Annotated in this window: 24 protein-coding genes; 12 read left to right on the top strand and 12 right to left on the bottom strand. The window is 73.4% G+C overall.

Features of this window, described 5'->3' with window-relative positions; all coding sequences use genetic code 11:
* The first annotated feature begins 61 nt into the window (after nt 1-61).
* From ACGF3A_RS24385 to ACGF3A_RS24370, 4 genes are all read left to right on the top strand, one after another.
* Nucleotides 62-2,359 (top strand): protein kinase, encoded by a 2,298-nt coding sequence (locus ACGF3A_RS24385; RefSeq protein ID WP_393732386.1) that lies wholly within the window; start codon nt 62-64, stop codon nt 2,357-2,359.
* Between the two features lie 94 nt (nt 2,360-2,453).
* Nucleotides 2,454-3,452, top strand: coding sequence for an ArsR/SmtB family transcription factor (locus ACGF3A_RS24380; RefSeq protein WP_393732385.1), 999 nt, complete (start codon nt 2,454-2,456; stop codon nt 3,450-3,452).
* A gap of 100 nt (nt 3,453-3,552) precedes the next feature.
* Nucleotides 3,553-4,251 (top strand): peptidoglycan-binding protein, encoded by a 699-nt coding sequence (locus ACGF3A_RS24375; RefSeq protein WP_393732384.1) that lies wholly within the window; start codon nt 3,553-3,555, stop codon nt 4,249-4,251.
* 51 nt (nt 4,252-4,302) lie between these two features.
* Nucleotides 4,303-5,034, top strand: coding sequence for a C39 family peptidase (locus ACGF3A_RS24370; protein ID WP_393732383.1), 732 nt, complete (start codon nt 4,303-4,305; stop codon nt 5,032-5,034).
* A gap of 49 nt (nt 5,035-5,083) precedes the next feature.
* Here ACGF3A_RS24370 and ACGF3A_RS24365 read toward each other — a convergent pair whose 3' ends face one another.
* The 3 genes from ACGF3A_RS24365 to ACGF3A_RS24355 all read right to left on the bottom strand — a co-directional run bounded on the left by ACGF3A_RS24365 (nt 5,084) and on the right by ACGF3A_RS24355 (nt 8,252).
* The gene (locus tag ACGF3A_RS24365) at nt 5,084-6,520 is read right to left on the bottom strand and encodes a helix-turn-helix domain-containing protein (protein ID WP_393732382.1); all 1,437 of its coding nucleotides are present in this window, start codon (nt 6,518-6,520) and stop codon (nt 5,084-5,086) included.
* 77 nt (nt 6,521-6,597) lie between these two features.
* The gene (locus tag ACGF3A_RS24360; protein WP_393732381.1) at nt 6,598-7,401 is read right to left on the bottom strand and encodes an SAM-dependent methyltransferase; all 804 of its coding nucleotides are present in this window, start codon (nt 7,399-7,401) and stop codon (nt 6,598-6,600) included.
* Nucleotides 7,398-8,252: a helix-turn-helix domain-containing protein gene (locus ACGF3A_RS24355; protein ID WP_393732380.1), complete on the bottom strand. Its 855-nt coding sequence runs from the start codon at nt 8,250-8,252 to the stop codon at nt 7,398-7,400. The genes ACGF3A_RS24360 and ACGF3A_RS24355 overlap by 4 nt, the downstream gene beginning before the upstream one ends.
* 302 nt (nt 8,253-8,554) lie before the next feature.
* Here ACGF3A_RS24355 and ACGF3A_RS24350 point away from each other — a divergent pair, with 302 nt between their 5' ends.
* From ACGF3A_RS24350 to ACGF3A_RS24340, 3 genes are all read left to right on the top strand, one after another.
* Nucleotides 8,555-9,343: an SDR family oxidoreductase gene (locus ACGF3A_RS24350; protein WP_393732379.1), complete on the top strand. Its 789-nt coding sequence runs from the start codon at nt 8,555-8,557 to the stop codon at nt 9,341-9,343.
* Between the two features lie 8 nt (nt 9,344-9,351).
* Nucleotides 9,352-10,098: a class I SAM-dependent methyltransferase gene (locus ACGF3A_RS24345; RefSeq protein WP_393732378.1), complete on the top strand. Its 747-nt coding sequence runs from the start codon at nt 9,352-9,354 to the stop codon at nt 10,096-10,098.
* Nucleotides 10,099-10,162: 64 nt separating this feature from the next.
* Nucleotides 10,163-11,275 (top strand): glutamate--cysteine ligase, encoded by a 1,113-nt coding sequence (locus ACGF3A_RS24340; protein ID WP_393732377.1) that lies wholly within the window; start codon nt 10,163-10,165, stop codon nt 11,273-11,275.
* A gap of 99 nt (nt 11,276-11,374) precedes the next feature.
* Here ACGF3A_RS24340 and ACGF3A_RS24335 read toward each other — a convergent pair whose 3' ends face one another.
* Nucleotides 11,375-12,190, bottom strand: a complete 816-nt coding sequence (locus ACGF3A_RS24335; protein WP_393732376.1) for a hypothetical protein — start codon at nt 12,188-12,190, stop codon at nt 11,375-11,377.
* Nucleotides 12,191-12,528: 338 nt separating this feature from the next.
* On the opposite strand from ACGF3A_RS24335, the gene ACGF3A_RS24330 reads away from it, so the two are divergent.
* On the top strand, nt 12,529-14,016 hold the full coding sequence (locus tag ACGF3A_RS24330) for a hypothetical protein (RefSeq protein ID WP_393732375.1): 1,488 nt from the start codon (nt 12,529-12,531) through the stop codon (nt 14,014-14,016).
* A 30-nt stretch (nt 14,017-14,046) separates the two neighbouring features.
* On the opposite strand, the gene ACGF3A_RS24325 is transcribed toward ACGF3A_RS24330, so the two are convergent.
* Nucleotides 14,047-14,643: an exonuclease domain-containing protein gene (locus ACGF3A_RS24325; protein ID WP_393732374.1), complete on the bottom strand. Its 597-nt coding sequence runs from the start codon at nt 14,641-14,643 to the stop codon at nt 14,047-14,049.
* A gap of 113 nt (nt 14,644-14,756) precedes the next feature.
* Between ACGF3A_RS24325 and ACGF3A_RS24320 the strand changes: the two genes are divergently transcribed.
* Complete coding sequence (locus ACGF3A_RS24320) at nt 14,757-14,945, top strand: hypothetical protein (protein WP_393732373.1); 189 nt, start codon at nt 14,757-14,759, stop codon at nt 14,943-14,945.
* Nucleotides 14,946-14,980: 35 nt separating this feature from the next.
* Here ACGF3A_RS24320 and ACGF3A_RS24315 read toward each other — a convergent pair whose 3' ends face one another.
* Nucleotides 14,981-15,349, bottom strand: coding sequence for an SCO4225 family membrane protein (locus tag ACGF3A_RS24315; protein WP_393732372.1), 369 nt, complete (start codon nt 15,347-15,349; stop codon nt 14,981-14,983).
* Between the two features lie 164 nt (nt 15,350-15,513).
* On the opposite strand from ACGF3A_RS24315, the gene ACGF3A_RS24310 reads away from it, so the two are divergent.
* Entirely contained in the window at nt 15,514-17,415 is a 1,902-nt protein-coding gene (locus tag ACGF3A_RS24310) for a hypothetical protein (RefSeq protein WP_393732371.1), read from the top strand.
* A gap of 24 nt (nt 17,416-17,439) precedes the next feature.
* Here the strand turns inward: ACGF3A_RS24310 and ACGF3A_RS24305 are convergent, their stop codons facing one another.
* From ACGF3A_RS24305 to ACGF3A_RS24290, 4 genes are all read right to left on the bottom strand, one after another.
* Nucleotides 17,440-18,054: a TetR/AcrR family transcriptional regulator gene (locus tag ACGF3A_RS24305; RefSeq protein ID WP_393732370.1), complete on the bottom strand. Its 615-nt coding sequence runs from the start codon at nt 18,052-18,054 to the stop codon at nt 17,440-17,442.
* A 149-nt stretch (nt 18,055-18,203) separates the two neighbouring features.
* Nucleotides 18,204-18,407 carry a hypothetical protein gene (locus tag ACGF3A_RS24300; RefSeq protein ID WP_393732369.1) on the bottom strand — a complete coding sequence of 68 codons (204 nt, stop codon included), beginning with the start codon at nt 18,405-18,407 and terminating at the stop codon, nt 18,204-18,206.
* A 51-nt stretch (nt 18,408-18,458) separates the two neighbouring features.
* Nucleotides 18,459-19,541 (bottom strand): methyltransferase domain-containing protein, encoded by a 1,083-nt coding sequence (locus ACGF3A_RS24295; RefSeq protein WP_393732368.1) that lies wholly within the window; start codon nt 19,539-19,541, stop codon nt 18,459-18,461.
* An 86-nt stretch (nt 19,542-19,627) separates the two neighbouring features.
* The gene (locus ACGF3A_RS24290) at nt 19,628-20,083 is read right to left on the bottom strand and encodes a hypothetical protein (RefSeq protein ID WP_393732367.1); all 456 of its coding nucleotides are present in this window, start codon (nt 20,081-20,083) and stop codon (nt 19,628-19,630) included.
* Between the two features lie 125 nt (nt 20,084-20,208).
* Here ACGF3A_RS24290 and ACGF3A_RS24285 point away from each other — a divergent pair, with 125 nt between their 5' ends.
* The gene (locus ACGF3A_RS24285; RefSeq protein ID WP_393732366.1) at nt 20,209-20,877 is read left to right on the top strand and encodes a TetR/AcrR family transcriptional regulator; all 669 of its coding nucleotides are present in this window, start codon (nt 20,209-20,211) and stop codon (nt 20,875-20,877) included.
* Between the two features lie 21 nt (nt 20,878-20,898).
* Here ACGF3A_RS24285 and ACGF3A_RS24280 read toward each other — a convergent pair whose 3' ends face one another.
* Nucleotides 20,899-22,311: a sugar porter family MFS transporter gene (locus tag ACGF3A_RS24280; protein ID WP_393732365.1), complete on the bottom strand. Its 1,413-nt coding sequence runs from the start codon at nt 22,309-22,311 to the stop codon at nt 20,899-20,901.
* A 10-nt stretch (nt 22,312-22,321) separates the two neighbouring features.
* A complete protein-coding gene (locus tag ACGF3A_RS24275; protein WP_393732364.1) occupies nt 22,322-23,380 on the bottom strand; it encodes a Gfo/Idh/MocA family protein in 1,059 nt (352 codons plus the stop codon).
* Nucleotides 23,381-23,537: 157 nt separating this feature from the next.
* On the opposite strand from ACGF3A_RS24275, the gene ACGF3A_RS24270 reads away from it, so the two are divergent.
* Nucleotides 23,538-24,758: an ROK family transcriptional regulator gene (locus ACGF3A_RS24270; protein ID WP_393732363.1), complete on the top strand. Its 1,221-nt coding sequence runs from the start codon at nt 23,538-23,540 to the stop codon at nt 24,756-24,758.
* Nucleotides 24,759-24,760: the final 2 nt, after the last annotated feature.

Below are 24,760 nucleotides of genomic sequence, written 5' to 3'. Positions count from 1 at the left end.
GGACATCCATGCCTCCCGCGCCGAGCGTTACCCTCTGGGAGATCGACGGGGAGGGGACGGCGTGCGGGGACGACGTGTCAATGGGCGGTACGAGCTGCTGGAGCTGCTCGGCTCGGGCGGTATGGGGGAGGTCTGGCGGGCGCGCGACGCCGAGCTGGACCGTGACGTCGCGGTCAAACTGCTCACCCCGGGGCGGCCGACGAGTAGGGATACGGATAAGGACGCGGGGACGGGGAAGAGCGCGGGCGGCTCCGGCGCGGAGACCAGCGAGGAAGAGCTGCTGGGCCGCTTCCAGCGGGAGGCCCGTGCCGCCGCCGCGCTGGACAGTCCGTACATCGTGGCGGTGCACGACCATGGGACGGACGGGGATACTCCGTATCTGGTGATGACGCTGGTCGAGGGGCGCACGCTGCATGAGGAGTTGCTGGCCTCGGGGCGTGCGTCGCTGGGGGACGCGCTGGGGTGGACGGCGGATGTGTGCCGGGCTTTGGCGACCGCGCATGCGGCGGGTGTGGTGCACCGGGACATCAAGCCCGCCAATGTCATGGTGGCGCGGGACGGGACGGCGAAGGTCGTGGACTTCGGCATCGCCAAGTTCATCGAGTCCCGCGCGACCGACCCGCAGTTGACGCAGACGGGGCAGATGCCGTTCGGCAGCGTGCTGTACATGGCGCCCGAGCAGTTCCGCCAGGAGGACCTGGACGGGCGCACCGATCTGTACGCGCTGGGCTGCGTGCTCTACGAACTGCTGGTGGGGCGGCCCCCGTACACCGGCTCGGCGGCCGGGGTGATGTTCAACCACCTCAACGACACCCCGCTGCGGCCCTCCCGCGCCCGTACCGAACTGTCCCCGGCCGTGGACCGCCTCGTCCTCGCGCTGATGGCCCGCGACCCCGACGAGCGTCCCGCCGACGCCGACGAAGCCCTCGCCCGCGTCCAGGCTCTCATCGACGGCACACCCGAACCAGAACCCGAACCCAAGCCCGTACCGGCTCCGAAAACGGAACCGGAACCGGAGCCGGAGCCCAAGTCCGGGGCCGTGGCGAAGGCGTCCGCCGACTCGTCCCCGTACGACCCGCCGCCGCGTCGGCCCCTCGCCCCCATCGTCCCGCCGCCCCCGATCCCCGACCAGCCCCGGCCGAACCGGTCCAAGGCGCTGTTCGGCGGGGCGCTCGCGGGGGTCGTGCTGCTCGGCGGCATAGGCATAGCGCAGATGGACGACGACCCCGAACCGGGCCCGGGGCCGCACCCGCGCCCGCTCCCCACCTCCTCGACCGGCTCGCCCGCGCCCCCGTACAACGGCTACACGATCGCCGTCGCGTACGAGGAGGACGCCACCGGCACCGAGGTCAGCGGCGAACAGCGGGCCCGCGTCGTCCGGGCGGCGCTCAAGGAGGGCATGAAGGGCCAGAAGGGGAAGAAGCTCCCCGTCCGTGTGCTGCCCGTCAAGACCGGATACTCGGGCGACGCGGCACAGGACGTCCCGGAGGGGACCATCGCGGTCGTCGGCGCGGCGAGCGACCTCGACATGTCGATGAGCTCGAACGACCCGGGCCGGGAGATGGCCTCCCTCGACACCTGTTCCAGCCTGCGCTACAGCAACGACGACTACTCGACCCTGGCCGGAGCCCGTGAGCTCGGCAAGCAGGAGGGCCGCTACCTCAAGCAGGTGAAGGGCGTCAAAAGGGTGCTCGTCGGCGCCGAGGACGACATGGAGATCGAGGAGGGCGAGGGCACCACGGCGGGGCTCAAGGAGAGCGGCCTGGCGTACCGGCAGCCCAGCGGCGACAGCGACGAGATCGACAAGGACATGGTCGCGCAGGACCTGCGGCAGAAGCGGACCGAGGCCGCCACGCTCCCGACCTCCTCCGAGTCGTGGATCGGGGCGCTGAAGAAGGAGAAGCGGCTTGCCGTGGTCGAGCCCGCGCTCGGCGACCTGTGCGACCCGGCCGAGGAGCGCATCACGGGCGAGGACGCGGCCCGCGACCTGCCGGAGGGCTCGCTCCGCTTCCGCCAGTACCGGGACGAGTCGCAGAAGCCGGACTGCGCGCTGATGCCCAAGCTGTGCGCAGCCCCGGCGGAGGTGAAGCCGCTGCTGAAGCACCGCGGCGCTGCCGAGTTGTACGACGCGACGCTCGTCCTCGCCAAGCACCTGCCGGACGCGCTCAAGAACGACCCGCAGATCGTCGAGGTCCGCAGCGCGCTCCGGGCCGACCTGGAGGGCAGCACGACGCACGGCCTCCTCGGACGCTACGAGTTCCGCAACCACCGCGCCCAGGACCGCCCGATCTGGGTCGACGAGCGCCGCAACGGCAAGTGGAAGGAACTCGGCACGGTCCAGAACCTGCTGGGCGACTGACTCCCGCCCCTCGCCTCGCGGCTCTTGACAGCGGCCGTCCCCCGGCGGTCGCCTGGGCGTCTGCGGAGCGGCGGCGCGGGGGAGAAGGTGGGCCATGCTGCGGGTGTACTTCACGTCCGAGGATCTGGCGCGGGTGCGGGTCGCGCCGGGGCCCGACTACCTGTGGGAGATCAGCAACAGCATCCAGACCCTGCAACGCACGGACGGGACGCGGGAGTTCGGCGAGTGGCGGCGTTGGGCACGGCCCCGGCTGCCGGAGAGCTGCCGGCTGCTGTCGCCGCTCCTGCCGCCGCACGGCTGCTCGCCCGACTTCCTCACCCCGACGTACGGCGAACGCGCGTCGCTCCAGGCGGCCGTCGACACGCTCGTCCGTACGCCCAGGCCGCGGCTGCGCGCCGACCTGACGCGGGTGGCGGCCACGCGGCGGCTGCCGGGGTGGACGACGGCGCTGGCCGACGGGGACAGCGCCGCGCTGCGGCGGTTGGGGCAGGTGCTGGGCGCGTACCACCGGGAGGTGCTGGCCCCCTTCTGGCCGCGGGTGCACGCGCACATCGACGCCGACCGCGCGCTGCGCGTGCACGGGCTCCTCGACGGCGCCGTGGACGGGCTGCTGGCGGGGCTCGGCCCCCGGTTCCGCTGGCGTCCGCCCGTACTGGAGGCCGACTATCCCGTCGAGCACGACCTTCGGCTGAACGGGCGAGGGCTGCTGCTCCAGCCCTCCTTCTTCTGCTGGCCCACCCCGATCACGCTGGCGGACGGCGCGCTGCCGCCCGTTCTGGTGTATCCGATCGGCCATGAGAGGGACTGGTCCCGCACGGAGCCGCCGGGACGCCCGGAGGGCGGCGGGCCCCTGGGGCAGCTCATCGGGCACACCCGCGCCGCCGTGCTGCGCGCGGCCCGTACGGGGGCGTCCACGGTGGAGCTGGCCCGGCTGCTGGGGGTCACGCATCCGGCGGTGAGCCAGCATGTGAAGGTGCTGCGCGCGACGGGCCTGGTCACGACGGTGCGGCGGGGCGGGCGGTCCCTCCATGTGGCGACCGCCGAGGGCCGCGCGCTGCTGCGTAGCGGGGAGCGCGGCGGGGGAGCGGTGTAAGCCTGGGCTTTCGGGCGTTGCGCCTGTCATGCCCATGCGAGGAGCCTGTTCGGGCTGTCGCACCTTCCATCCCCCCCACCACGTCGCGAAGGAGCTGGCGTTGCGTACCCACCTCACCCGCCCCGCCGTTCTGGCCGCCTCACTCGTCGCCGCGGGGACGCTGCTCGCCGTGCCGGGCACGGCCCAGGCTTCCTCCCCCTCGTCCCCCTCACCGTCCGCGTCCGCCGAGAACGAGAAGGCGGGCGCCGGGCACGGCCTGAAGAACTTCCAGGAACGGCACGGGCTCCCCCGTACCGGCACCGTCGACAGGGACACCGCGAAGGCCCTCGACCGGGCCCCCGACGCCGAGCTGCGCCGGACCTTCAGGACCGCCGCCGACCTCGGCCCGGAGGAGCTGGCCAACGCGCGTACGGTGATCGGCGTCGGCAAGGGCGCGGGCATCCCCGAACAGGGCCAGGTCATCGCGCTGATGACGGCCATGCAGGAGTCGAAGTTCGTCAACTACCTGACGCCCGTCGACCACGACTCCCTCGGCATCTTCCAGCAGCGCCCCAGCACCGGCTGGGGCACCCCCGAGCAGATCACCGACGTGCCCACCTCGTCGAAGTCCTTCTACGGGGTGGCCGACTTCGGCAGCAATCCCGGGCTGATCCAGATAGCGGGCTGGGAGACCATGGCGCCCGGCGACGTCTGCCAGGCCGTGCAGGTCTCGGCGTACCCCGACCGCTATGCCCAGTGGGAGCAGTTCGCGCGCGACCTGCTCGCCCAGGAGGGCCCGACGGTTCCGCCGATCTCCTGACGCGCGCGTCCGTCCCCTTTCTCCCCCCCCACCTCTCCTCCAGGAGTCCGTATGCGTAAGAGACTCGTCTCGACGGCCGTCGCCGTGGCCGCTGTCGGTGCCCTCGTCACCCCCGCCGTCGCCCACGCGGACAGCGGGCCAGCCGCTCGCGGCGCCTCCGCCTCCGCCCCCGTCGAGGTGCTCGGCGGCGGCACGGAGTCCGGCACCGCCGTCGTCAGCGGGCAGAACGAGCCGGGGACCCGGTTGAGCGTCGAGGGCGCGCGCACGAAGAGCGCGCACACCCTGAAGGTCGACTACCAGGTCCAGGAGACCGGCTACTGGTGCGGCCCCGCCGCCACCCGTATCGCGCTCTCCGCCCGCGTCGGGCCGCCCAGCCAGGGGGACCTCGCCGCGCAGCTCGGCACCCACGAGGGCGGCACGGACCACATCAGCCAGGTGACCGGCGTCCTCAACGCCAACCTCGGCACCGGCTGGTACGAGACCAAGGAGATGCCCAACGACCCGCCCACGCAGGGCCAGAAGGACCTGCTGTGGAACGACATCGTCAAGGACGTCGACAACAACTACCCGGTCGTCGCCAACATCGTCGCCCCGCCCGGCAACCAGCCGCCCGGCTACCCCGGCGACCAGACGATCTACCACTACTTCACGGTGATCGGCTATGACGACGCCAACCGTACGGTCCTCATCGCCGACCCCGCGTCCTTCGGCGGCAACCAGATCTACTGGCTCTCCTTCGACCAGCTGGCCAGCCTCATCCCCCCGAAGGGCTACGCCGCCTGACCGACCGGGCGCACCGGGACCGGCGGCCGTCACCCCCCTCTGACGGCCGTCACAACCGCGGCCCCCGATACGTCCTGCCGCCCCTCCTCGGGAGCTTGGCCGGGACGTCGTCGGGGGTCGCGAGGGTTTCCACGGCGAGGTGCAGCTCCGCCCTCACCGTGGGCGAGGACAGGTCGAGGTCCAGCAGACGGCCGCACTTGGCGAGCCAGCTGGTGAGCGTCTCGCGGTGGACGCACAGCTCCGCCGCGGCGGGCGCGGTACGGCCGCGGTGCCGGAGCCAGCAGCGCACGGCGATCCGCAGCTGCGCGTCGAGCGGCGAGAGCAGCGTGGAGGCCCAGCGCGCCGCCTCCCCGGGGCTCAGCAGGGCGACGGGCAGCGGCGGATCGGGGGCCGGCCGGACCGGCGGCGCCGACGGCGCGGCCGGGGCGCGCAGGGCCAGCAGCAGCTGGGCCTGCACGGTGGGGTGGTCCAGGTCGGCCGCGAGCAGCGAGGCGATCACCGGCAGCCGGGCGCGGACCGTGCCCTCGGAGACGCCGAGCACGGGCGCCGCCGCGTGGGCCGAGCCCGACCTGAGCCACGCCTCCAGCGTGCGGCGCTGTTCCCGCTGGAGCGGCATGAGGACGGCACCGGACCAGGCGGCGAGCCGCTCCCCGGGGACGACGTGCAGCAGTTCGTGGGCGCCGAGGCTCGTCGTGAGGCAGCCGACGGCCGCGCTGTCGCGCGCGGTCCCCGCCTCGGCCCACGCCGTGCTGATCATGTCGAGCGGCGCCGGGTCGGAGGCACCGCCGGTCAGCTCGTGCCGGTCCGCGACGCGCGCCATGAGCGAGAGCATCGCGTGCTGCTGGTCGTGCGCGCCGTGGAACGCGACGACCACCAGCTCGTCGGCGCCGTCCAGGCAGATCAGCAGCGAGCCGCCGCCCGCGCCAGCCCGTGCCTCGCGCCACACCTCCCGGTGCGCTGCGCGGACGGCGTCGCCGGTCAGCCGGTAGACCGTGGCGTGCGTCGCGGCCGTACCGCCCAGCGCGTCGGTGGCCAACTGGCGCTGGCCGCGCAGCAGAAGGTGCAGCACCGCCGTGTGCAGGCGCTGCTCGGCCTCGTCCGCGCGCCGCGAGCGTACGCGCAGCAGATCGGCCGTCGTCTCCGCGACGAGCGCGGCCTCGGCGGCGCGCGCCGGACCGCCCGGACCGCCCGGGCCGCCCGGGCCGAGCACGAGGACGGCCCCCGCCACCTGGCGGGTGAGCAGCCGCGGATACGCGTGCGGGCGCGCGGCGGCGCCCACGGCGGCGGGGCCCGCGCCGCGCGGCGCGCTGTGCACGGTGCCGTGCAGGGGGTTCACGACGGCCGCCCAGCCGTCGACCAGCGCGGCGGCCTCCGCGAGCAGCGCGTCCTGCGACTCGGCCGCCGCGTGCGTGAGCCGCCGGACCGTGCCGAAGCCCGTGTCCCCGTCGGCCGGGGACGGCGCCGCCCGTGAGGACGGCGCCGTCACAGAGGCCGACGACGGCGCGGGCCGTGCCGCACGCCGCGTACCACGGCGCCGCGCGTCGTTCGGTAGCGCGTCGCTCGTCACGGGATCCGTGCGACCGCGCCCCACCCCGCCCGCTCGGTGGTGCGGCCCGTGGTCGGGTCCGGGCGCCAGTTGGGCCACGACACCATGCCGGGCTCGACCATCTCCAGACCGTCGAAGAACGCCTTCGTCACCTCGGGCTCCCGGAAGATGTACGGGATCGCGCCGGAGCCGTTGTACTCGTCCTGCACCGCCCTGTGCTCCTCGTCGGAGGCCGTCGAGTGGCTCAGCGCGAGATAGCTGCCCGAGGGGAGCCGGTCCGTCAGCCGCCGTACGAGGGACAGCGCGTCGTCCCACTCCACGATGTGCCCCAGCACGTCGTTGATCACCAGGGCCGTGGGCCGGCTCATGTCGAGCGTCTTGGCCGCGCCCTCCAGGACGGCGTCGGTGTCGCGCATGTCCGCCTCCACGTAGGCGCTGGCACCCTCGGGGGTGCTGGTCAGCAGCGCGTGGACGTGGAGCAGGACGAGCGGGTCGTGGTCGACGTAGACCACCCGGGACTCGGGGGCGATGCGCTGGGCGACCTCGTGGGTGTTGTTGCTGGTCGGTAATCCGGCGCCCAGGTCGAGGAACTGGCGGACCCCGGCGTCCCGCGCCAGATGGCTGACCGTCCGCCGCAGGAAGTCCCGCGACTCCTGGGCGAACTGCGTGATGAGCGGGTACTTGCTGGCGTAGGCGTCGCCCGCGGTCTTGTCGGCCGGGAAGAAGTCCTTGCCGCCGAGCCAGTAGTTCCACACCCGGGCGCTGTGCGCCACGGTCGTGTCGATCTGGTGCGGGGTGTTCGACGGTTGTCGCTCGGTCATTCGAGAACCTCTTTCGACGTGTCGGGATGGGGCGCGCTCGTGCTGGAGAAATCCATCAGCAGGCGGTAGTTGGTGACGGTGGTGGCCGCCGTGTCGGTGTCCCAGACGTCGGCGGTGCCGACCGGCCCCGCCTCCCGGACCATACGGTCGGGGATCTCCGGCGATTCGACCCGGTAGAGCGTCAGCGCCGGGATGCCGGTCAGGGCGTGCGGGGGACCCGTCAGGGGGTGGATCTGCAAGGTGAGCCCGGGCCGTTCGGCCGCGGCGCGGAGGGCCTTGCGCTGCTCGGCCATGACCTCCTCGTCGCCGACCCGGGTGTGGAGCGCGCATGCCGACATGAGTGCCCAGATACGCGTCCGCTGAGCCCGCAACCGCTCCTGTCGCGCCATCAGGAGTTCGGTCCGCTGCTCCCGCTCCGCGGGGGCGAGATCCGGCCGTAGCGCCTCGTCGAGGGCGCGGGCGTACGCCGGCGTCCGTAACAGCGCAGGTACGAGGGCCGGTTCCCAGATCCTGATGATGCGCGCGGCGGACTCCACGCTCATCAGGTCCCGCTGCCAGGGGTCCATGACGGCGCGCCACGGGTGCCACCAGCCGGGCAGGCTGGCGGCCGAAAGCTTTCCGAGGAAGTCCTCGATCTCCTCGGACCCCGCGCCGTAGGCCGTCAGCAGCGTGTGGACCTGTCCCGCGTCCAGCGACGTCTTGGCCTGCTCGATACGGCGGACCGTGTCCCCGTGGGCGCCGAGCGCGTCGGCCGCCTGCTGGGGCGAGAGACCCGCCGCCTTGCGGAGGATCCGCAGCCGCGTGGCCAGAACGACGTGCGCGAAGTTCGGACCGGACCGTTCGCGGGCCACGCGCACCTCCCTCTGGCTGTTTCCGCCCGACTTTGGCCGGACCTCCTCCGGCAAAGTCCGCAGATTGCGGATCATGCACACCTTGCTGCTTGCATTCGCTGCGTGCGACCCGTTGAGTATGTTCCGTCACGCAGAAGTGAGCAAGCCGTTCCCGACCGTTACGGGGGGATGGTCGGTACGGCTGCCGGGCGTGCGCGGCACGCCCGGCGCGATGCGTGGCCCCCTTGGCACCTGACCAGCAACGACGTGTCCGTTCACGAGGTCCTGCGCACGTCGCGGGCAGTGGGGAAGGGGGAGTTGCCGTGTGGCGCCGTCGAGATCCCGGCCGGGAAGCGCGCACGCCGCGCGGCCGTCGGCTCGCCCGCGTCCCGGCCCCTCGGCAGCACGCGGTGGCCGCCGCCCCCGAAGCCGTCCCGGACGGGCGCCCGCGGCACCGCCGTTCGGTCCTGGTCACCGAGGGCGACACCGGCATCGGGCTGGCCGTCGCGCGCCATCTCCAGGCGGTGGGCGACCGGGTGGCCGCGACCTACCGGGCCGTGCCGCCGGACGGCGAGGAGTTCCTCTCGCTCCCGTGCGATGTGACCGACGCCCGCCAGGTACGGGGGACCTGGCGGGCGGTCGAGGAGCGGCACGGCCCGGTCGAGGTCCTCGTCGCGAACCCGGGGACGAGCGACGCCCGGCTCCGCAACGACGGAACGTTTCCCTCGTCCGTCGTACGGGAGTCCCTGTACGGCATGCTGCGGGGCGAGTTCGGCCGCATCATCCTCATGGGCGGCGCGGTCCCCGGCTCCACCGAGGGCGACCCCGTCCACTGCGCCACGTCCAAGTCGGCCCTGCTCGACCTCGCCCGCAGGCTCACCGTCGTCTACGGCTCGCACGGCATCACCGCCAACGTCGTCGCGCCCGGCCTCCCCCTGGCCCACGCCACCGCCCGCCTCACCGCCGACCAACGCGCCGTGCTCACCCAGCAGATCCCCCTCGGCCCCCTCGCCCGGCCCGAGGACATCGCCCACGCCGTCCACTGGGTCTCCACCGCGGAGGGCGTCTCGGGCGCGGTGATACCGGTGGACGGGAACGGCATGGAGTACTGAGGGGTCCCGTGATCAACTCCTACGCGGGGCTCGCCCGGCACTACGACGCGATCATGACCTCCGGCTACTACGACTACGGGCGCTACGCACGCGGCCTGCTGGGCCTCCTCGAAGGCCGCCGGGACCTCCTCGAACTCGGCGTCGGGACCGGCCTCGCCGCGCAGGCACTGCTGGAAGCGGGCGGCCCACGGCTGCGGATCACCGGGATCGACCTCACCGGGAGCATGCTCGCGCAGGCCAGGGAGCGGCTCGGCGGGCGCGCCCGCCTGCTGCTGCGGGACGTCGTGCGCCTGGACTTCTCCGCCGCCTTCGACGCGGCTTTCTCCCTCGGCGGGATCTGGGCCTTCCTCCGCGAGGAGGGGGAGGAGTCCGGCCTCACGCTCTCCAGCCACCTGGTGGAGGAGCGCGACAACGTGCGGGCCCTGCGCAACGTCCACGCCGCGCTCAGGCCCGGCGGCCGCCTCCTGATCGCCGTCCAGCCCCCGCACACCGACGCCGAACGGCCGCTGCCCGGCGGGCTCGTGTACTCCCAGCAGGTCCACGCGGCGGAGGCCGACCTGCTGGCCAAGGACTACTACGTCAAGGACGAGAGTGGCACGGTCCTCGCCCATCAGCGCTGCTGGTTCCGTACGTTCGACGCGGAACGGTCCGAAGAGCTCTTCCGGCGGGGCGGCTTCGTGTCGCCGGACGCCTCGTGCGCGCGGGCGACGCCCGGTGTTCTCCGGGGCCGCCGGGTGACAGCCTGGACGGCATGACGGCGAAGCCGAACGTGGCGCGGCGGAAGGCACTTCTGGTCCGGGTGACGGGCGGCGCTCTGTCGTGACCGGGCCCACGGTGGGGCTGGAGGAGGAGTATCTGCTCGTCGATCCGGTGACGCGCCAGGTGGAGCCGCGAGGCCAGGACGTGGCGGCCGTGGCCGCCTCCGACGGACTCGGGGACCGGGCCGTACCGGAGCTGACGCGCTATCAGGTGGAGGCGCGCACCGTGCCGCACACCACCGTGGGGGAGCTGGGCGAGGAGGTCCGCGAGCTGCGCGCCGGGGTCGCGCGGGCGGCCGCGCAGCAGGGCCTGTGCATCGTCTCCAGCGGCTCCCCGGTCCTCGGCCAGACGGTCCCGCCGCCGATCTCGGAGGGCGCGCGGTACGCGCGGAGTGTGGCGACCTTCCGCGCGCTGGACGACGAGCAGACCGCCTGCGGCTGCCACATCCACGTCGGCATCCCCGAACCGGCCCGCGCCCTCCAGGTCAGCAACCATCTGCGCTGCTGGATCCCGGCGCTCATCGCGCTGTCGGCCAACTCCCCGTACTGGCAGGCCGTGGACACCGGCTACGCCAGCTGGCGCACGATGACCCTGGCCCGCTGGCCGGTCGCGGGCCCGCCGCCGTACCTGGAGTCCCCCGCGCACTACGACGAGCTGGTGGGCCGTCTCGTCGAGACCGGGGCGCTCATGGACCGGGGAGGCGTGTACTGGGACATCCGGCCCTCCAGCCATGTGCCGACGCTGGAGTTCCGGGCGCCCGACGCCATGGCCACCGCCGAGGAGAGCACGCTCCTGGCCGCGCTGGTCAAGGCGATGGCGGCGACGGCGCTCGCCGCCGTCGCCGCCGGGGAGGCCGCGCCGCGCCCGCGCCCCGAGCTGCTGCGCGCCGCCTGCTGGCGCGCCGCCCGTGACGGCCTGTCCGGGCAGAGCGTCGATCTGCCCGCCAGCAGGCTCGTCCCCACCGCCGTACGCCTCGACCGGCTCCTGGCCTGGATCGGGCCCGCGCTGCGGGACCACGGGGACCTGGAGCTGGTGTGCGGGGCCTGGTCGCGCCTGCGCCTCGGCGGGAACGGCGCCGACCGGCAGCGGGCCGCCCACCGGCGGGGCTCCGGCCTGCCCGGCGTGGTCGACCACCTCATCGCGTCGGCCGCCCCCTCCGCGAGGCGGGGGTGAGCCGGTGGGCCGTGGGTGAGCGAGAGGCCCCACGGGGGCGAGGGCCCCTCGCTCAGTCTGTGTGCCGCCCGTCCCCGTACGGGGTCACGGGTCACGGGATCAGGCGTGCTCGCACATCTCGTCGGCCACCTTCGCCGGGTTGCTGTCGGCCTTGCCGAAGGCGTCGGCCTCGTCCTTGAACTTCTTGTAGAGGTCCCCGTCGGGGGCGACCTCGACGAGACGGCCCTCCTCACCGGACCAGGAGGGGTAGTCGGCCTGCCGGTACTCCTTGTCGGTGTAGGCGGACGCGACGTCCTTGAGCCCTTCCTTCTGGTCGTTGAACATCGCGTGGCTGCCGAAGCCGACGAAGATCCGCGGATACTCGCGGCCGAGGCCCGCGCCGCTCCCGTCCGCGCTCCAGCTCTCGGCGTCGTCCCAGTCGGTGCTGCGGTGCCCGCCGTGCTTGCTCATGAGCAGCTTGGAACGGGTCCAGTCGTCGCCGTTCTTGTTCCATACGACATCGATGTGCTCGAAGTCGTGCGGGTGGCCGGAGGGTTCGAAACCGCTCGTGGCCTGATAGATCGAGTAGCTGACGCGGATCTCGTCCGGGTTGCACTTTTTGACCGTGTAGAAGGTCGGGAAATACTCGCCGTGCGGCGCGCAGCCGCCGTCGGAGTCCGGCCAGTTCTTGACGTCGCCGCCGGGCTTCGGTGTGCCGTCCCCGTTGAACGGGTCCTCGGGCCAGCACGGGTCGTTGGAATTGGCGCGGGCGAAATTCCACTGCGGGGCGCTCGCGGCGGCGAAGTCCTGGAGGGTGGCGGGCCCCTCCTTCTGCGGCTCGTTGGCCTCGCCGACGCCGCTCACGAGCAGTCCGGACGTGACGCCGAGCGTCATGGTCGCGGCGGCCGCGACGCGTATCGTCGTGCGTTTGGACATACGTGTGCTCTGGGAAATGCGTGATAACACGGGTGATCTCCTTGGACGTCGAAGTCCTGTCACTGTCCCGCCACGGGCCGGAATTCCCCCTCCCGTCGGGAATTCCGGCCCCGGGACCGTGGCCGGGTATCCCCTCCGCGGCCTGTCGAGGGATCACGTTATGGCCGCGGCGCACGGCGCGGCATCGGTCCACAGGCTGATCGTCGCCTCTAACCGGAGATAGAGACCAGCAGCCCCAGAAGCCCCAACTTCCCCTGTGCGCACAACCATTCGTACGTCTGAGCGGTCTCAACCCCGGCACCACCCACCCGTCTTGGACGAGAGCGAAGAGGCCCCGTATGCGCACCCGCACGCTTGTCACAGCAGCGACCCTGACGGTCCTGGCCGTCACCGGCCTCGCGGTTCCCGTCGCGACAGCGGCACCGACAGCCGCACCGGCACCGGCGCCGAAAGCCACACCGGCAGCCGCCCCGGCGCCCGCTCCGGACGCGCCCTCCGGGCAGCGTGAGGACTTCAACGGCGACGGCTACCCCGACGTGGCCATCGGCGTGCCGAAGGCGAACGGGAAGGCCGGTGCCGTCGTCGTGACGTACGGCTCGGCCTCCGGGGTCTCCCCGTCCCGCTCGGCGCGGCTCACCCAGGACAGCGCGGGCGTGCCGGGAACGGCGGAGGCGGGCGACCAGTTCGGCGAGAACGTCACCAGCGGCGACGTCAACCACGACGGCTACGCCGACCTCGTCGTCGGCGCCCCGTACGAGAAGGTGGACGGGAAGCCCGACGGCAGCGTCACCATCCTGTGGGGCGGCGCCAAGGGCCTCACCAATGGCGGCATCGCGCTCGAAGCGCCCGACGCCGCCGACCGGAACTTCGGCCAGGGCGCCTCCTTCAGCGACCTCGACGGGGACGGCACCCCGCAGCTCCAGATCGTCAGCGGGCGGCACTTCTGGTGGTACTCGGAGGCGACGCCCAAGGGCGACGGCAGCGATGTCGCGTTCGGCCTGGAGGACGACTTCCTGCCCAAGGACGTCCAGCTCGACGGCGTCGCCTCGGGCAACTTCACGGGCGGTTCGGCCAACGACTTCGTCCTGTACGGCAAGCGCGGGGACGGCGACGGCGACTACCTGGCGACCTTCCGCGGCGGCCCGGGCGACATCGGCTACCACCACACCGTCCTCTCCGACGGCGGCACCGAGACCCGTTCCGTCGCGACCGGCGACATCAACAAGGACGGCAAGGACGACCTGGTCACCGGCGAGCCCTGGGGCGGCCGGGAGGCGGGCTCCGTCACCGTCTGGTGGGGCGCGCAGGGCGGCCTGAACACCGGCAAGGAGGCCGTCAGCTACGACCAGACCAGCCCCGGCGTCCCCGGTACGGGCGAGCCCGGCGACACCTTCGGCGCCGACGTCTCCGTACGGGACGTGACCGGCGACGGCTACGCGGACATCGCCGTCGGCGTCCCGGGCGAGGTCGTCCGCGGTACGAACGCCGGTACGGCCGTCCTCCTCAAGGGCTCCGCCGACGGCGTCAGCGCCACCGGCGCGCAGACCTTCCACCAGGAGACCACCGGCGTCCCCGGCGTCGGCGAGGAGGGCGACCGCTTCGGCTCCGGCGTGCACCTCGCGGACATCGACAAGAACGGCAAGGCCGACCTCTTCGTCGGCGCCGAGCGCGAGGACATCGGCACGGTGGAGGACGCGGGCGCCGTCTGGGTGCTGCGCGGCGCGTCCTCGGGCCTGACGACGGACGGCATCACCTCGTTCAACCCCGCCGACTTCGGCTTCACCGGGACCGCCGGGATCAACTTCGGCGAGGTCTTCGACCACTGAGCGCCCGCCGCTGAGCGCCCGTACGGGCGCTCAGCGCACGCATCCCTCGGGCAACGGGTGCCCGTGGTCGCGCAGATGCTTCAGCGCGGCGGCGAAGGAATAGCAGTCGAAGAGCGCCGAATGCTCTTTCCCGGCGGCCGGGCGGGGGAGGCCGAGCACTTCCCAGAGGCGGCCCACATTCATCGGCGCCGTGCTCGGCGCGACCGTGTTCAGCCACGGCCGGACATTCAGGAATCCGGCGTCGAGAAAGCTGTGCTTGAGCTGCTCGCCACGGGCGCGGGCCCAGCCCATGTTCTCGCCGAGAACGACCATGTCGTTCCCGTAGGAGAGCACCGACTGCCCCCGGCAGAATCCCAGGAACTCGCTGAGCGCCTCGGCGGGGGAGACCCCGTCCCGGTCCACGGATTCCTGGCCGATTCCGGTCAGCTCCGTGAAGTACGGCGAAAGTTCACGATTGACGACCGGCCGGACCAGCGTCTCGTACTCCTCGACGACCGCGCAGTCCTCGCTCAGCCGCAGGGCACCGATCTGCACGATCTCGCGGAGCTGTCCTGGCTCTCCCCAGTCCCGCTCAAGTGCCTCCGGCCACGAGGTGAATTCAAGGTCGAAGACCACGAAGGTGGACAAGATCCGCACACTCCTTGCCTTGCGGGGGGACGGGAGTCGCGACCCGTCCTCTCCCGGCGACCGGGGAATCCAATGTCGCATACGCTCGTCCCCGGACCACCGGAGGAGGACGCGTGACCGAACGGGACGCCCGACGTGAGCGCTACGCCAGGGCGCTCTACGCCACGCTCGGCTTCAGCGCCGACCGCCACCCGTGGGAGGGCCTGGCACCGGCCCGGCGCGAGATCTGGTACGTCCGTGCCGACGCGGCGATGGGCGTGGCGGACGAGGAGATCGCGGAGACGCTCCGGGCACGCGGCTGACCGTACGGCCGCGATCGTACGGCCCGGCCGTACGGTCAGCCGCGCTTCAGCCCCCGGCGCAGGGCGCGGGCGCACCAGTGGATGAGGGCGGCGTTCACCAGGGCGCCGAGGCCGACGGCGATGTAGAGCGCGGAGGCGTGGTCCGGCAGCACGAGGAAGACCATGCTCACCGGCGCGGTCGCGAAGATGGGGATGACCCCGGCGAAGGACGCGTCGGGGTTGTCGCCGTTGCTCACCACGACCGCCCAGACGAGCAGGGCCGCGCAGAGGATCAGATAGCCACCGGCCAGCGCCGAGCCGAGCGCGTCGCGCCCGGAACGCCCGGAACGCGGGGACGGGCTGGTTGAACCGGAACCGGAACCGGCCATGACGTCGGCCTCCTTGGGCGCGTGCGCGGTGCTCATGCTGCGGTGTTCCTCTCGACGGCGCCGGGACCCGGGGTCCGGATCCCGCGGCGCTCCGTTCACTCACGTACCTCAAGGTTAGGAACCCACGGCCGCCGCGGTATCGGACGTGAGGGCGAAAGCCGTCTCTAACCAGAGGTAGAGGCGGGGATAAGGTCATGCACATGCTGGACGAGACCGGCGGGATCGACGCCCTCGACTGGGCCGCACTGGAGCACGCGTACGGCCCGGCCGACGACATACCCGGCCTGCTGCGGGCGCTCGCCTCAGCCGAAGCGGAAGCGGAAGCCCGGGACGAGGCGCTGGACACGCTCTTCTCGTCGCTCTGCCACCAGGGGTCGGTCTACTCCGCCACGGCCGCCGCCGTGCCGTTCCTCGCCCGGCTCGCGCTCGACGGGCCCGGCCACCGGCTGCCGCTGCTCTGGCTGCTGCACGGCGCCGCCGACGGCACGGGCCCCGAGCACCGGCGGGTGCGCCGGGCCGTGGCCACCGCGCTCCCGTCGCTGCTGGCCCTGGCGGGGGACGCGGACGCCGGCGTACGGCGGGCGTTCGTCTGGACCGTCGCCGCCTGCGCGGAGGCCTCCCTTCCGCTGCTTCCCCTGCTGCGGGCGCGTCTCGACGAGGAGGACGACGCCGAGGCCCGCGCGGACCTCGTCACGGCACTCGGCCTGCTCGACCCCTCGCCGGACGGCGCACGCGCCCGCAACCGGGAGCTGCTGGGCGCGCGGGAGCGCCCCGAGCCGCCGGAGGTGCGCCGGGCCGCGGTGACGGACCTGCTGCGCACGGCCCCGCTGCCGCTCCCCGCCGACCTGGTCGAGACGGCACTCGACGCGCACGACGCGAGGGAGGAGGACGAGACGGACCACCCGTGGCCCGCGTCGTACGTCCCGCTGACGGACCGCCTGCTGGACGACCCCGAAGCCGCGCTGCGCGCCGTCGCGCGCGGAGTGCCGCTGGCCTGGGACCTCACCGAGACGTGGCGCGACCGCGAGAGGGACGTCCTGCCGTGGCTCGCCGCCGAGGTCGCGGCCGCCGAGGTCGCAGATGCGGACGCCGTGGACGCGGAGTACCTGTGCGGGGTGGCGCGCGTGGGTGCCGCGCTGGAGGGCGGGGAGCCCGCGCCGTGGCTCGACCCGCATCTGCGGTCCGAGGACCCGGCCGTACGGATGGCCGCGACGTACGCGGCGGTACGGCTGCGCGTGCCCGGCGCGCTCGGCCTCGTCCTGCGGCTGATGGACGAGAGTCCGGAGGAGACGCGCACGCTCCGGCTCACGCCGTTCACCGCGCCCGGCGTCGTCGTCACCGCGGCCGTGGACGTGTTCGGGGAGGCGGCGGAGCCGGTGGCGCGGCGCGTGGCCGCGCGGCCGTGCGCCGAGTGGCTGGACGTCCTCGCCCGCTTCCCCGCCCTCGCGGCCACCCACACCGACGCCCTCGTCCGCCACCTGCCCACCGCGCCCGCCGCCACCCGGGTCCTGGCCGCCCTGGGCGGGACCGCGGGCCCCGCGGCGGCGCGCGCCCTGCGCGCACGGGCCGAGGCGGGCGACCTCGCGGCAGCGGCGGCACTGGTGCGCGTCACGGGCGGGACGGGTGGGGCGGCCGTGACGGCCGGGACGGAGCTCGCCCTGGACGCGATACGGACGGCCTGGGACGACGTCGCGCGGCGTACGGAGGCGGTCCGGGTGGCAGGCGGACTCGGCCCCGCCGCCGCGTCGTTGCTGCCGCTGCTGGAGGAACGGCTGAGGGCGCCCGCCCGCGAGAGCCGCGCCGACGCCGCCGCCGCGATCTGGCGCGTCGAGGGCTCCACGCGCGACCGGGACCGGGACCGGAACTTGGCGGCGGTGATCGCGGACCAGCTCGTCCGCGCGGGCGACGTCCACGAGCCATACCCCGCCGCTCTGCGCGCGCTGACGGAGATGCGCCTGCTCCCGGCCGAGGCGGGGCCCGCGGTCGAGCACCTCGCCACCTCCCCGCGCCGCGTCGTCTCCGGCTTCCCGTGCGACGGCACGCCGCACCCGGACCTGGAGGTGAGGAGCCTGGCGAGATCCCTGCTGACGACGACGCCCTGAGGCCCCGCCCCCGCCCCCACCCCCTCAGGAGCTGGACGGTTCCCGGATCCCCAGCAGCAGCAGCTCGATCATCCGGCGGGGGTCGTAGCGGGGATCGCTGTCGCCCCCGACGCAGAGGTTGCCGATGCCGCGCATCAGCTCGTACGGCCGCGTGCCGGACCTGACCTCGCCCGCGTCGACCGCGGCGCGCAGCAGCAGCTCGGCCACGGGCAGCAGGCGGTCCAGGAAGTACGAGTGCAGCGAGGCGAAGCCGTCGGCCTCCGAGTGCAGCGCTTCGGCGAGCCCGTGCTTGGTGACCAGGAGGTCGGCGAAGAGGCCGATCCACTCGCGCAGCGCCCCGAACGGCGAGTCCGCCTCGGCCAGCAGCCGCGGACCGGCCTCCGCGCACTCCTCGACCTGGTGCCGGAATACGGCGATGACGAGGTCGGCGCGGGTGGGGAAGTGGCGGTAGATCGTCCCCATGCCCACCCCCGCGCGGGACGCGATCTCGCGGATCGGGGCGTCGACACCGGAGCTGACGAACACCTCGGCGGCCGCGTCCAGCAGCTTCTGCTGATTGCGCCGCGCGTCGGCCCGCTGGGTCCGCTGGGTCCGTTCGGCCCGCGCGGGCACCTCTGGGGACTGCTCCACCCCGGTCACCGCACTCTCCCTCCGTACCGCCCGGCTGAACGGAGCGTCGCTCCGTTTTCCGGCCGAGTCTAACGGCGCCGGGGTGCCCCGGGACGTACGGAAGGCCCCGCTCCGCGAGGGGAGCGGGGCCTTCTCGCAGCCGGTCAGCCCATCAGCACTCAGTTGCCGCAGGACCCCTGCCCCAGCAGGCCGATGCCGCAGAGCAGGTTGACCCCGAGGCCCGTCGGACCGTCGTCGGTCACGCTCACCGGACGGTTCTGGACGACGTCCTCGGGGTTGTCGGCCGCCACCGCGGCAGAACCGGCCCCGAACACCATCGCGCCCGCCATCACGGTCGCGGCAATTCCGGTACGGATACGCATTGCGCCTCCAAGGGAAGGTGTTGCTGACAGTAAAACGGTCACCGCCATCCCTCACCCCCGCGATTCCTGATGCTCCGATCGGGTCACGGGCGAGGCGTGCCGCGGCGGGTGGAGGACGAGGACGGCCAGGCCCGCCGCGTCGTGCTGGGTGTGCGGCCAGTCGCCCGCGAGGGCGTCCAGGGCCGCCTGGCCGACGGCGGTGCCGCGCCTGGCGGCGGGGACCCGGTCGGCGAGCGGGGTGATCACGCAGGCCCGGCCTCCCGGCCGTACCAGGGCGTGCAGGCGGGCGCGGAAGGCGGCGGGGTCGTGCAGGAAGGCGAGGGAGAGGCGGCAGGTGACGAGGTCGAAGTCGGGGTGCGGCAGGCGGTACGCGGGGTTGTCGCGCTCGATGTCGAAGCCGAGGAACTCGACGCCCGCCACGCCCGCGCTCTCCGCTCGCGCCCGCGCCAGCGCGCTGGGGGCGAAGTCGGCGCCGACCACCCGTTCGTAGCCCGACGCGGCGAGGGCGCGCGCGAGTTCGCCCGTACCGCAGCACAGGTCCAGTGCCCGGGCGTCCGGCCGCGCGGGGCTCAGGTGCGTGGCCAGGAGCGCGGACTCCTCGTCTCCCAGCGGGCGGAAGTTGCGGCCCTCGGCGTAGTGCCGGTCCCAGGCGTGCCGCGACGGAGGGACTCCTGCGGCGGGGGCGGTCCCGGCGGCCCGGGTGCGCTGGTGCTCGCGGAGCACCGTACGGGTGCCCGGGCAGAGCCTCAGCCGGGGGAGCGTCGCGGCGGGGAAGAAGTGCAGCATCACGCCCTCGTGCACGGTCAGGGCGTGCGGGTCCCCGTCCCACGCGCCGAGGAAGACCTGGACGCGCACGGGGCGGCCGTCGGGGTCGGCCGTCTCCACCACGCTGAACGGCGACAGGCCGGGAACCCGCAGCCCGGCCTCCTCCTCCAACTCCCGCTCGACTGTCTGCCGCAGCGTCTCGTCCGCCTCCCGCCCGCCCCCGGGCAACGCCCAGCGGCCCGGCTGCCGGATGCCGGGAATGTCGTCGCGCAGGTGGAGCAGGTACTCCCCGGCGGAGTTCACGAGCAACGCCGAGGCGTCGCTGGGCTCCTGATCCGGACGCCGGTCCGTACTCCGGTCCGTGCGCATGCGCGTCGCCCCTCTCGCTGAAGGTCCTGGACGGTGGCCCGGCCCTCAGCATGTCGCGCGGACCGGGCGGCGTCGCTACGGCGGCACTACGGGGTCGCCGTGGCCCACGTGGTGATCTGCTCCCGGGCCTCGCGGAGTGTGGCGCTCTTGTCGAAGCCGTGGGGGCCGTCGGTGCGGTCCGTGTGCCAGGTCGTCGCGCGCAGGGTGCCGCGGTCGCGGTACGCGCGCATGATGCGCCGGTGGTCGGGGCGGGCCACGAAGCCGTGCAGGTCCTTCTCGTCGTGCCACAGGGAGACCGAGCCGGTGCGGGGGCGCAGCAGTCCGGGGACGGTCCAGAGCCAGACGCCGATCGCGCCGTCGACGTCCGGCCAGGCGCGGCGCAGGGCGAACCCGGCCCTGGTGACGCCCAGCGCGGTCCAGGGGCGGCGCGGTGCGAACTCGGTGACGCTCACGAGGAGGGTGGCGGCGGAGGTGTCGTGCGGCGCGGCGGGGCCGGGCTGCCACGAGGTGAACCATATGGGGGCGGCGGGGGACGACGGCATGGCGTTCTCCTTGTGAGGTAAACAATCTGCACGACCGTTCGTGTTAATGTAACAGGGTCCCGGCGCCCATCGAGTAACCTCGTCGGCGCCAGGAGGTCGGCCCAGGAGGGCAGGTGGACGAGGGCGTGGCAGCCACACGCAGCGGTGCGTCGAGCGGTGCGCGCACCGACGGGCGGGTCGCGCGGGGGAACGAGACGCGGGCGCTGATCCTCAAGCGCGCCGTGGACCTCGCCTCCGTCGAGGGCCTCGACGGGCTCTCCCTCGGACGGCTCGCGGGCGAGCTCAAGCTGAGCAAGAGCGGGGTCTTCGCGCTGTTCGGCTCGAAGGAGGACCTGCAGCTCGCGACCGTACGCGCGGCGGTCAAGGTGTACGTCCAGCACGTGGTCCGGCCCGCAAGTGAACTCCCGCCCGGGATCGACCGCGTGTGGCACCTGTGCCTGAACTGGCTGGCGTACTCGCGGGAGCGTGTCTTCCCCGGCGGCTGTTTCTTCTACGCGGCAGCGGCCGAGTTCGACGCCCGCGAGGGCAAGGTCCACGACGCCCTCGCCACGGCCCGCGCCGACTGGCGCGCGCACGTCGAGGAGACGGTACGGGAGGGGCAGGCGGCCGGAGAGATCGACGGGGACGCCGACGTCCCCCAACTCGTCTTCGAACTCCTCGCGTTCCTGGAGATGGCCAACGCCGAGTCCGTCCTGCACGGCGAGTCCGTCAGCTACGACCGCGCCGCCCACGCCGCCCTGACCCGCCTCCGCACCGTCGCCACGGACCCGTCCTCGCTGCCGGAATCACCGTAGGGGGAGGGCTGAGCCTCGGGCTCAGGCGGCGGTCCAGCGGCCGCCGTTGTCCCAGTAGCCGCGGATCTCCTCCAGCGAGCGGCCCTTGGTCTCGGGCGCCGTCCGGTGGAGGAAGAGCAGGGCGACCAGTGAGAGCACGGCGAAGACGCCGAAGCTGAACGAGCCGCCGAGCGAGCGCAGGACGCCGGGGAAGGCGAACGTGGCGATGAGATTGGCGGTGAAGTCGGAGAGTAGGAGGGCCGCGGCGCCCACGCTGCGCAGCCGGGCGGGGAAGGCCTCGCCGGTGTAGACCCAGATGAGCGAGCCGATGCCGAAGTAGAAGCCGACGTAGAAGACGCTCAGCCCGGCGACGGCGAGGTAGCCGGTCGCCGTCGTCTGGTCGGGCCGGGCGAAGACCAGGGCCATCGTCAGATGGCCGACGACCATGGCGGTCGTGCCGATCATGAGGGGGCGGCGGCGTCCCCAGCGGTCCACGACGAGCATCGACAGGACGACGCCCAGCGCGGCCACGGCCTGGACCAGGGCGGAGACGAGGATCGAGTCGGACTCGCCGCTGATGCCCGCCGTCCTGAAGATGGTGGGGCTGTAGAACAGCACCGTGTTGTTGCCGGTGATCTGGACGAAGAAGCCGAAGGCGATGACGAAGAACGTGGCGCGGGCGTAGCGCCTGGTGAACATCTCCCGGAACCGGCCCTGTTCGCCCCCGGCCAGGTCCGCCTCGATGGCGTCGAGCCGGGGACGGGGGTCGGCCCGCGGGTCGACGCGGCGCAGGGTGGCCAGCGCGTCCTCGCGGCGGCCCTTCATGGCGTACCAGCGCGGGCTGTCGGGGAAGCGGAGCAGCGGGAGGCAGACGGCGAGGGCCGGGAGCGCGGACAGCCCGAGAATGACCTCCCAGGAGCGGGTGCCGGCCAGCAGCCAGGCGGTGAGCATCGACAGTACGACGCCCGCGCTGACGAAGAACTGGTAGGCGGTGCCGAGCTTGCCGCGGTCCCGGTCGGTCGCGAACTCCGAGATGAAGACGGGGACGACGACCGTGGAGAGCCCGATGGTCACGCCGAGGAGGAGCCGGACGCCGGTCAGCCACCACACGCCCCAGGGGACGGCGCTGAGCGCCGCGAAGAGGGCGAAACCCGCGGAGAGGATGAGCATGGTCGTCCGGCGGCCCAGCTCGTTCGCCATCCGCGGGCCGATCGCGGCACCGATGATGCTGCCGAAGACCACGATGGAGGTGATGACCGAGATCCACAGCGTGCTCAGGTGATAGTCGTCCTCCAGGAAGAGGAGGGCGCCGCTGATGGAGCCGCTGTCGTACCCGTAGATGAGCCCGATGACCGCGGCGACGAGGGTGACCTTCGCGCCCAGCGGGCGGGTGGGCGGATCGGCGGACCCGGCGTCCGTACGGGAGCGGCCCGGCGGCGGCTGGAGCTCGGTCATCGTGCTCTCCTCAGCGGAAGTCTGCGGTACGGAAGTCTGCGGTACGGATGCCTGCGGTACGGGCGGGGACGGTGACCGTGGCGCCGGTCTCCAGGGAGCGGTGGACGGCGAGGACCACGTCGGTGACCACGGCGCCCGTGTCGAGGCCGGGGCCGACGGGTTCGCCGTTCTCCAGGCGGGTGACGAAGTCCTGGACCATCCAGGTGGGCGGGCCCTGGAGCCGTCCGTCGATCTCGCCGCCGAGCAGCCCCGGCCAGCGGAAGCCGTCGGGGCCCGCGTGCCGGACGCTCTGGTCCTGGAGGTCGACGTAGACGGCGGAGGTCTCGCCGACGGCCTGGAACTGGAAGTCGACGACGGAGGGCATGGTCTCCGGCAGCACCCAGGTCGAGGTGAGGCTGGCGGTGGTGCCGTCGTCGAAGGTCAGCAGGGCGTGGACGACGTCCCAGGTGTCCACGCCGAGGGCGGCGAGCCGTCCGCGTGAGCCGCGGGCGTCTACGGAGGTCACGGTGCGGCCGTTCACCCACAGCGCGGCGTCCACGGTGTGGCTCATCAGGAACCAGGCGGGGGAGGAGCGGGCGGCCCAGCCGATCATCCGCGTCGGTACGTGAGTGGTGTTGCTGAGCAGGATGTTCTGGGTGAGGACGCGGCCCAGTTCGCCCGCCGCGGCCAGGTCGTGGATGCGGCGGACGGCCGGGTTCCAGCGGTTCTCGAAGCCGACCATGCACTGCACGCCCGCTTCCCCGACGGCGGCGCGGATGGCCTCGGTGTCCTCGGCGGTCGTCGCCAGCGGCTTCTCCACCAGCAGATGGAGCCCGGCGCGGGCGGCGTCGACGGCCGCGTCCCGGTGGGCGAAGTCGGGGGTGGCGACGATGACGGCGTCCAGGTCCTCGTCGGCGAGCATCGCGCGGTGGTCGGTGTAGGGGGTGAGGCCGAAGTCGGCGGCGACCTTGTGGGCCGCGGGCTCGGAGATGTCGCAGACGGCGCGGACGTCGGCGCCGGGAAAGCCGCGCAGGGAGTGCGCGTACATGCCGCCGCGTATGCCGCCGCCGATGATGCCGATCTTCTGCATGGTGATGACCTCGCTGAGGGGTGTCGCTGTCGAAGTATGTTCACGATCCGTACTAACCAGAGTTACGTCAAGGGGTGAGGTGCGGAGTTTCCTCGGATGCCCCGCCGAGGTAAGTTCGGCACAGGGAGTTACTGACGAGATGGGGGCGAGGGCGAGGATGGGGAAGACGAAGGCGGCGGCGAGCATGGGCGAGGCGGGCTGGTCGCACGCCCGGATCCTCCAGGCCCTCTACGATCTGGGCCCGCTCTCCCGTGCCGACCTCGCCCGCGTCACCGGAGCCTCGCGCAGCACCCTGACCGCCCTCGTGCAGCAGCTCATGGACCAGGGGCTGCTGGCGGAGCAGGAGTCCCGGCCCAGCAGCCCGTCGGGCGGCAAGCCCTCCCGCCCGCTCTGGATCTCCCCGCAGGCCCCTCCGGTGGCCGTGGCCCACCTCCTGCCGGGGCGTCTGGAATGCGCCCTGGTCAGTGCGGGCGGACAGCTGCTGGCCAGGGTCCAGCGGGAGTTCACCCCGGGCAGCGGCGACGGCGAGGCCGCGACCGCCGCACTGCTCGACGGGCTCCGCGACATCCTCGCCCGTACGGCGACACCGCCCCTGGGCATCGGCGTCGCCGTCGGCGGCATGGTCGACACGGACACCGGCACCGTCATCAGCGTCGCCCTGGCTCCCGAGCTCGACGGGCTGCCCCTGGCCGCCATCCTGCGCGCCGAACTCGGCGCCGGACTCGGCACCGGACTCGGCACCGAGCTCGTCTGCGTGGACATGCACCCGCGCGCCCAGGCGCTCGGCGACCGCTGGTTCGGGCAGGGCCGGGGACGCAGCCGCTTCGCGTCCCTCTACACGGGCGAGGCGCTCGGCGTCGGCCTCGTCCTCAACGGCGAGGTCCACCGCGGCCCCGCGGGAACGGGCGGCGAGATCGGCCACAGCATCGTCCAGCTCGACGGCCGCGCCTGCCACTGCGGGCAGCGCGGCTGCTGGGAGACCGTCGCCGGGCACGACTGGCTCCGCGCCGAGGCCACCCGGCTCCGCCTCCCGGGCGCCGCGACCCTCACCGCCGGGCCCCTGACCCGGCTGGCGGCGGCCGAAGTGCCGCACGCCGCCGAGCTGGTGGAGCGGTGGGCGGCCAACCTCTCAGCGGGCCTGGTCAACCTCCACCAGATCTTCGCGCCCGGCCTCTTCATCCTGCACGGCGACGTCGCCGCCGGGGGCGAGCAGCTCCGTGGCCGTATCGAGCACCACCTGCACGCCCGTATCCCGTCCCACCCGGCGGGCCCGCCCCAGGTCGCCCTGACGGCGCTCGACGACGACGCCACCCTCCTCGGCGCGGCCGGGCTCGTGCTCTCCGAGCAGCTCCGCGCGATGAAGGGCACGGCCCGCTGACC

The organism is Streptomyces sp. NPDC048172 (assembly GCF_043202595.1).
Taxonomy (GTDB): domain Bacteria; phylum Actinomycetota; class Actinomycetes; order Streptomycetales; family Streptomycetaceae; genus Streptomyces.
Note: the sequence above shows the minus strand (reverse complement) of the source record. Positions and strands in the feature narration are given on the sequence as shown.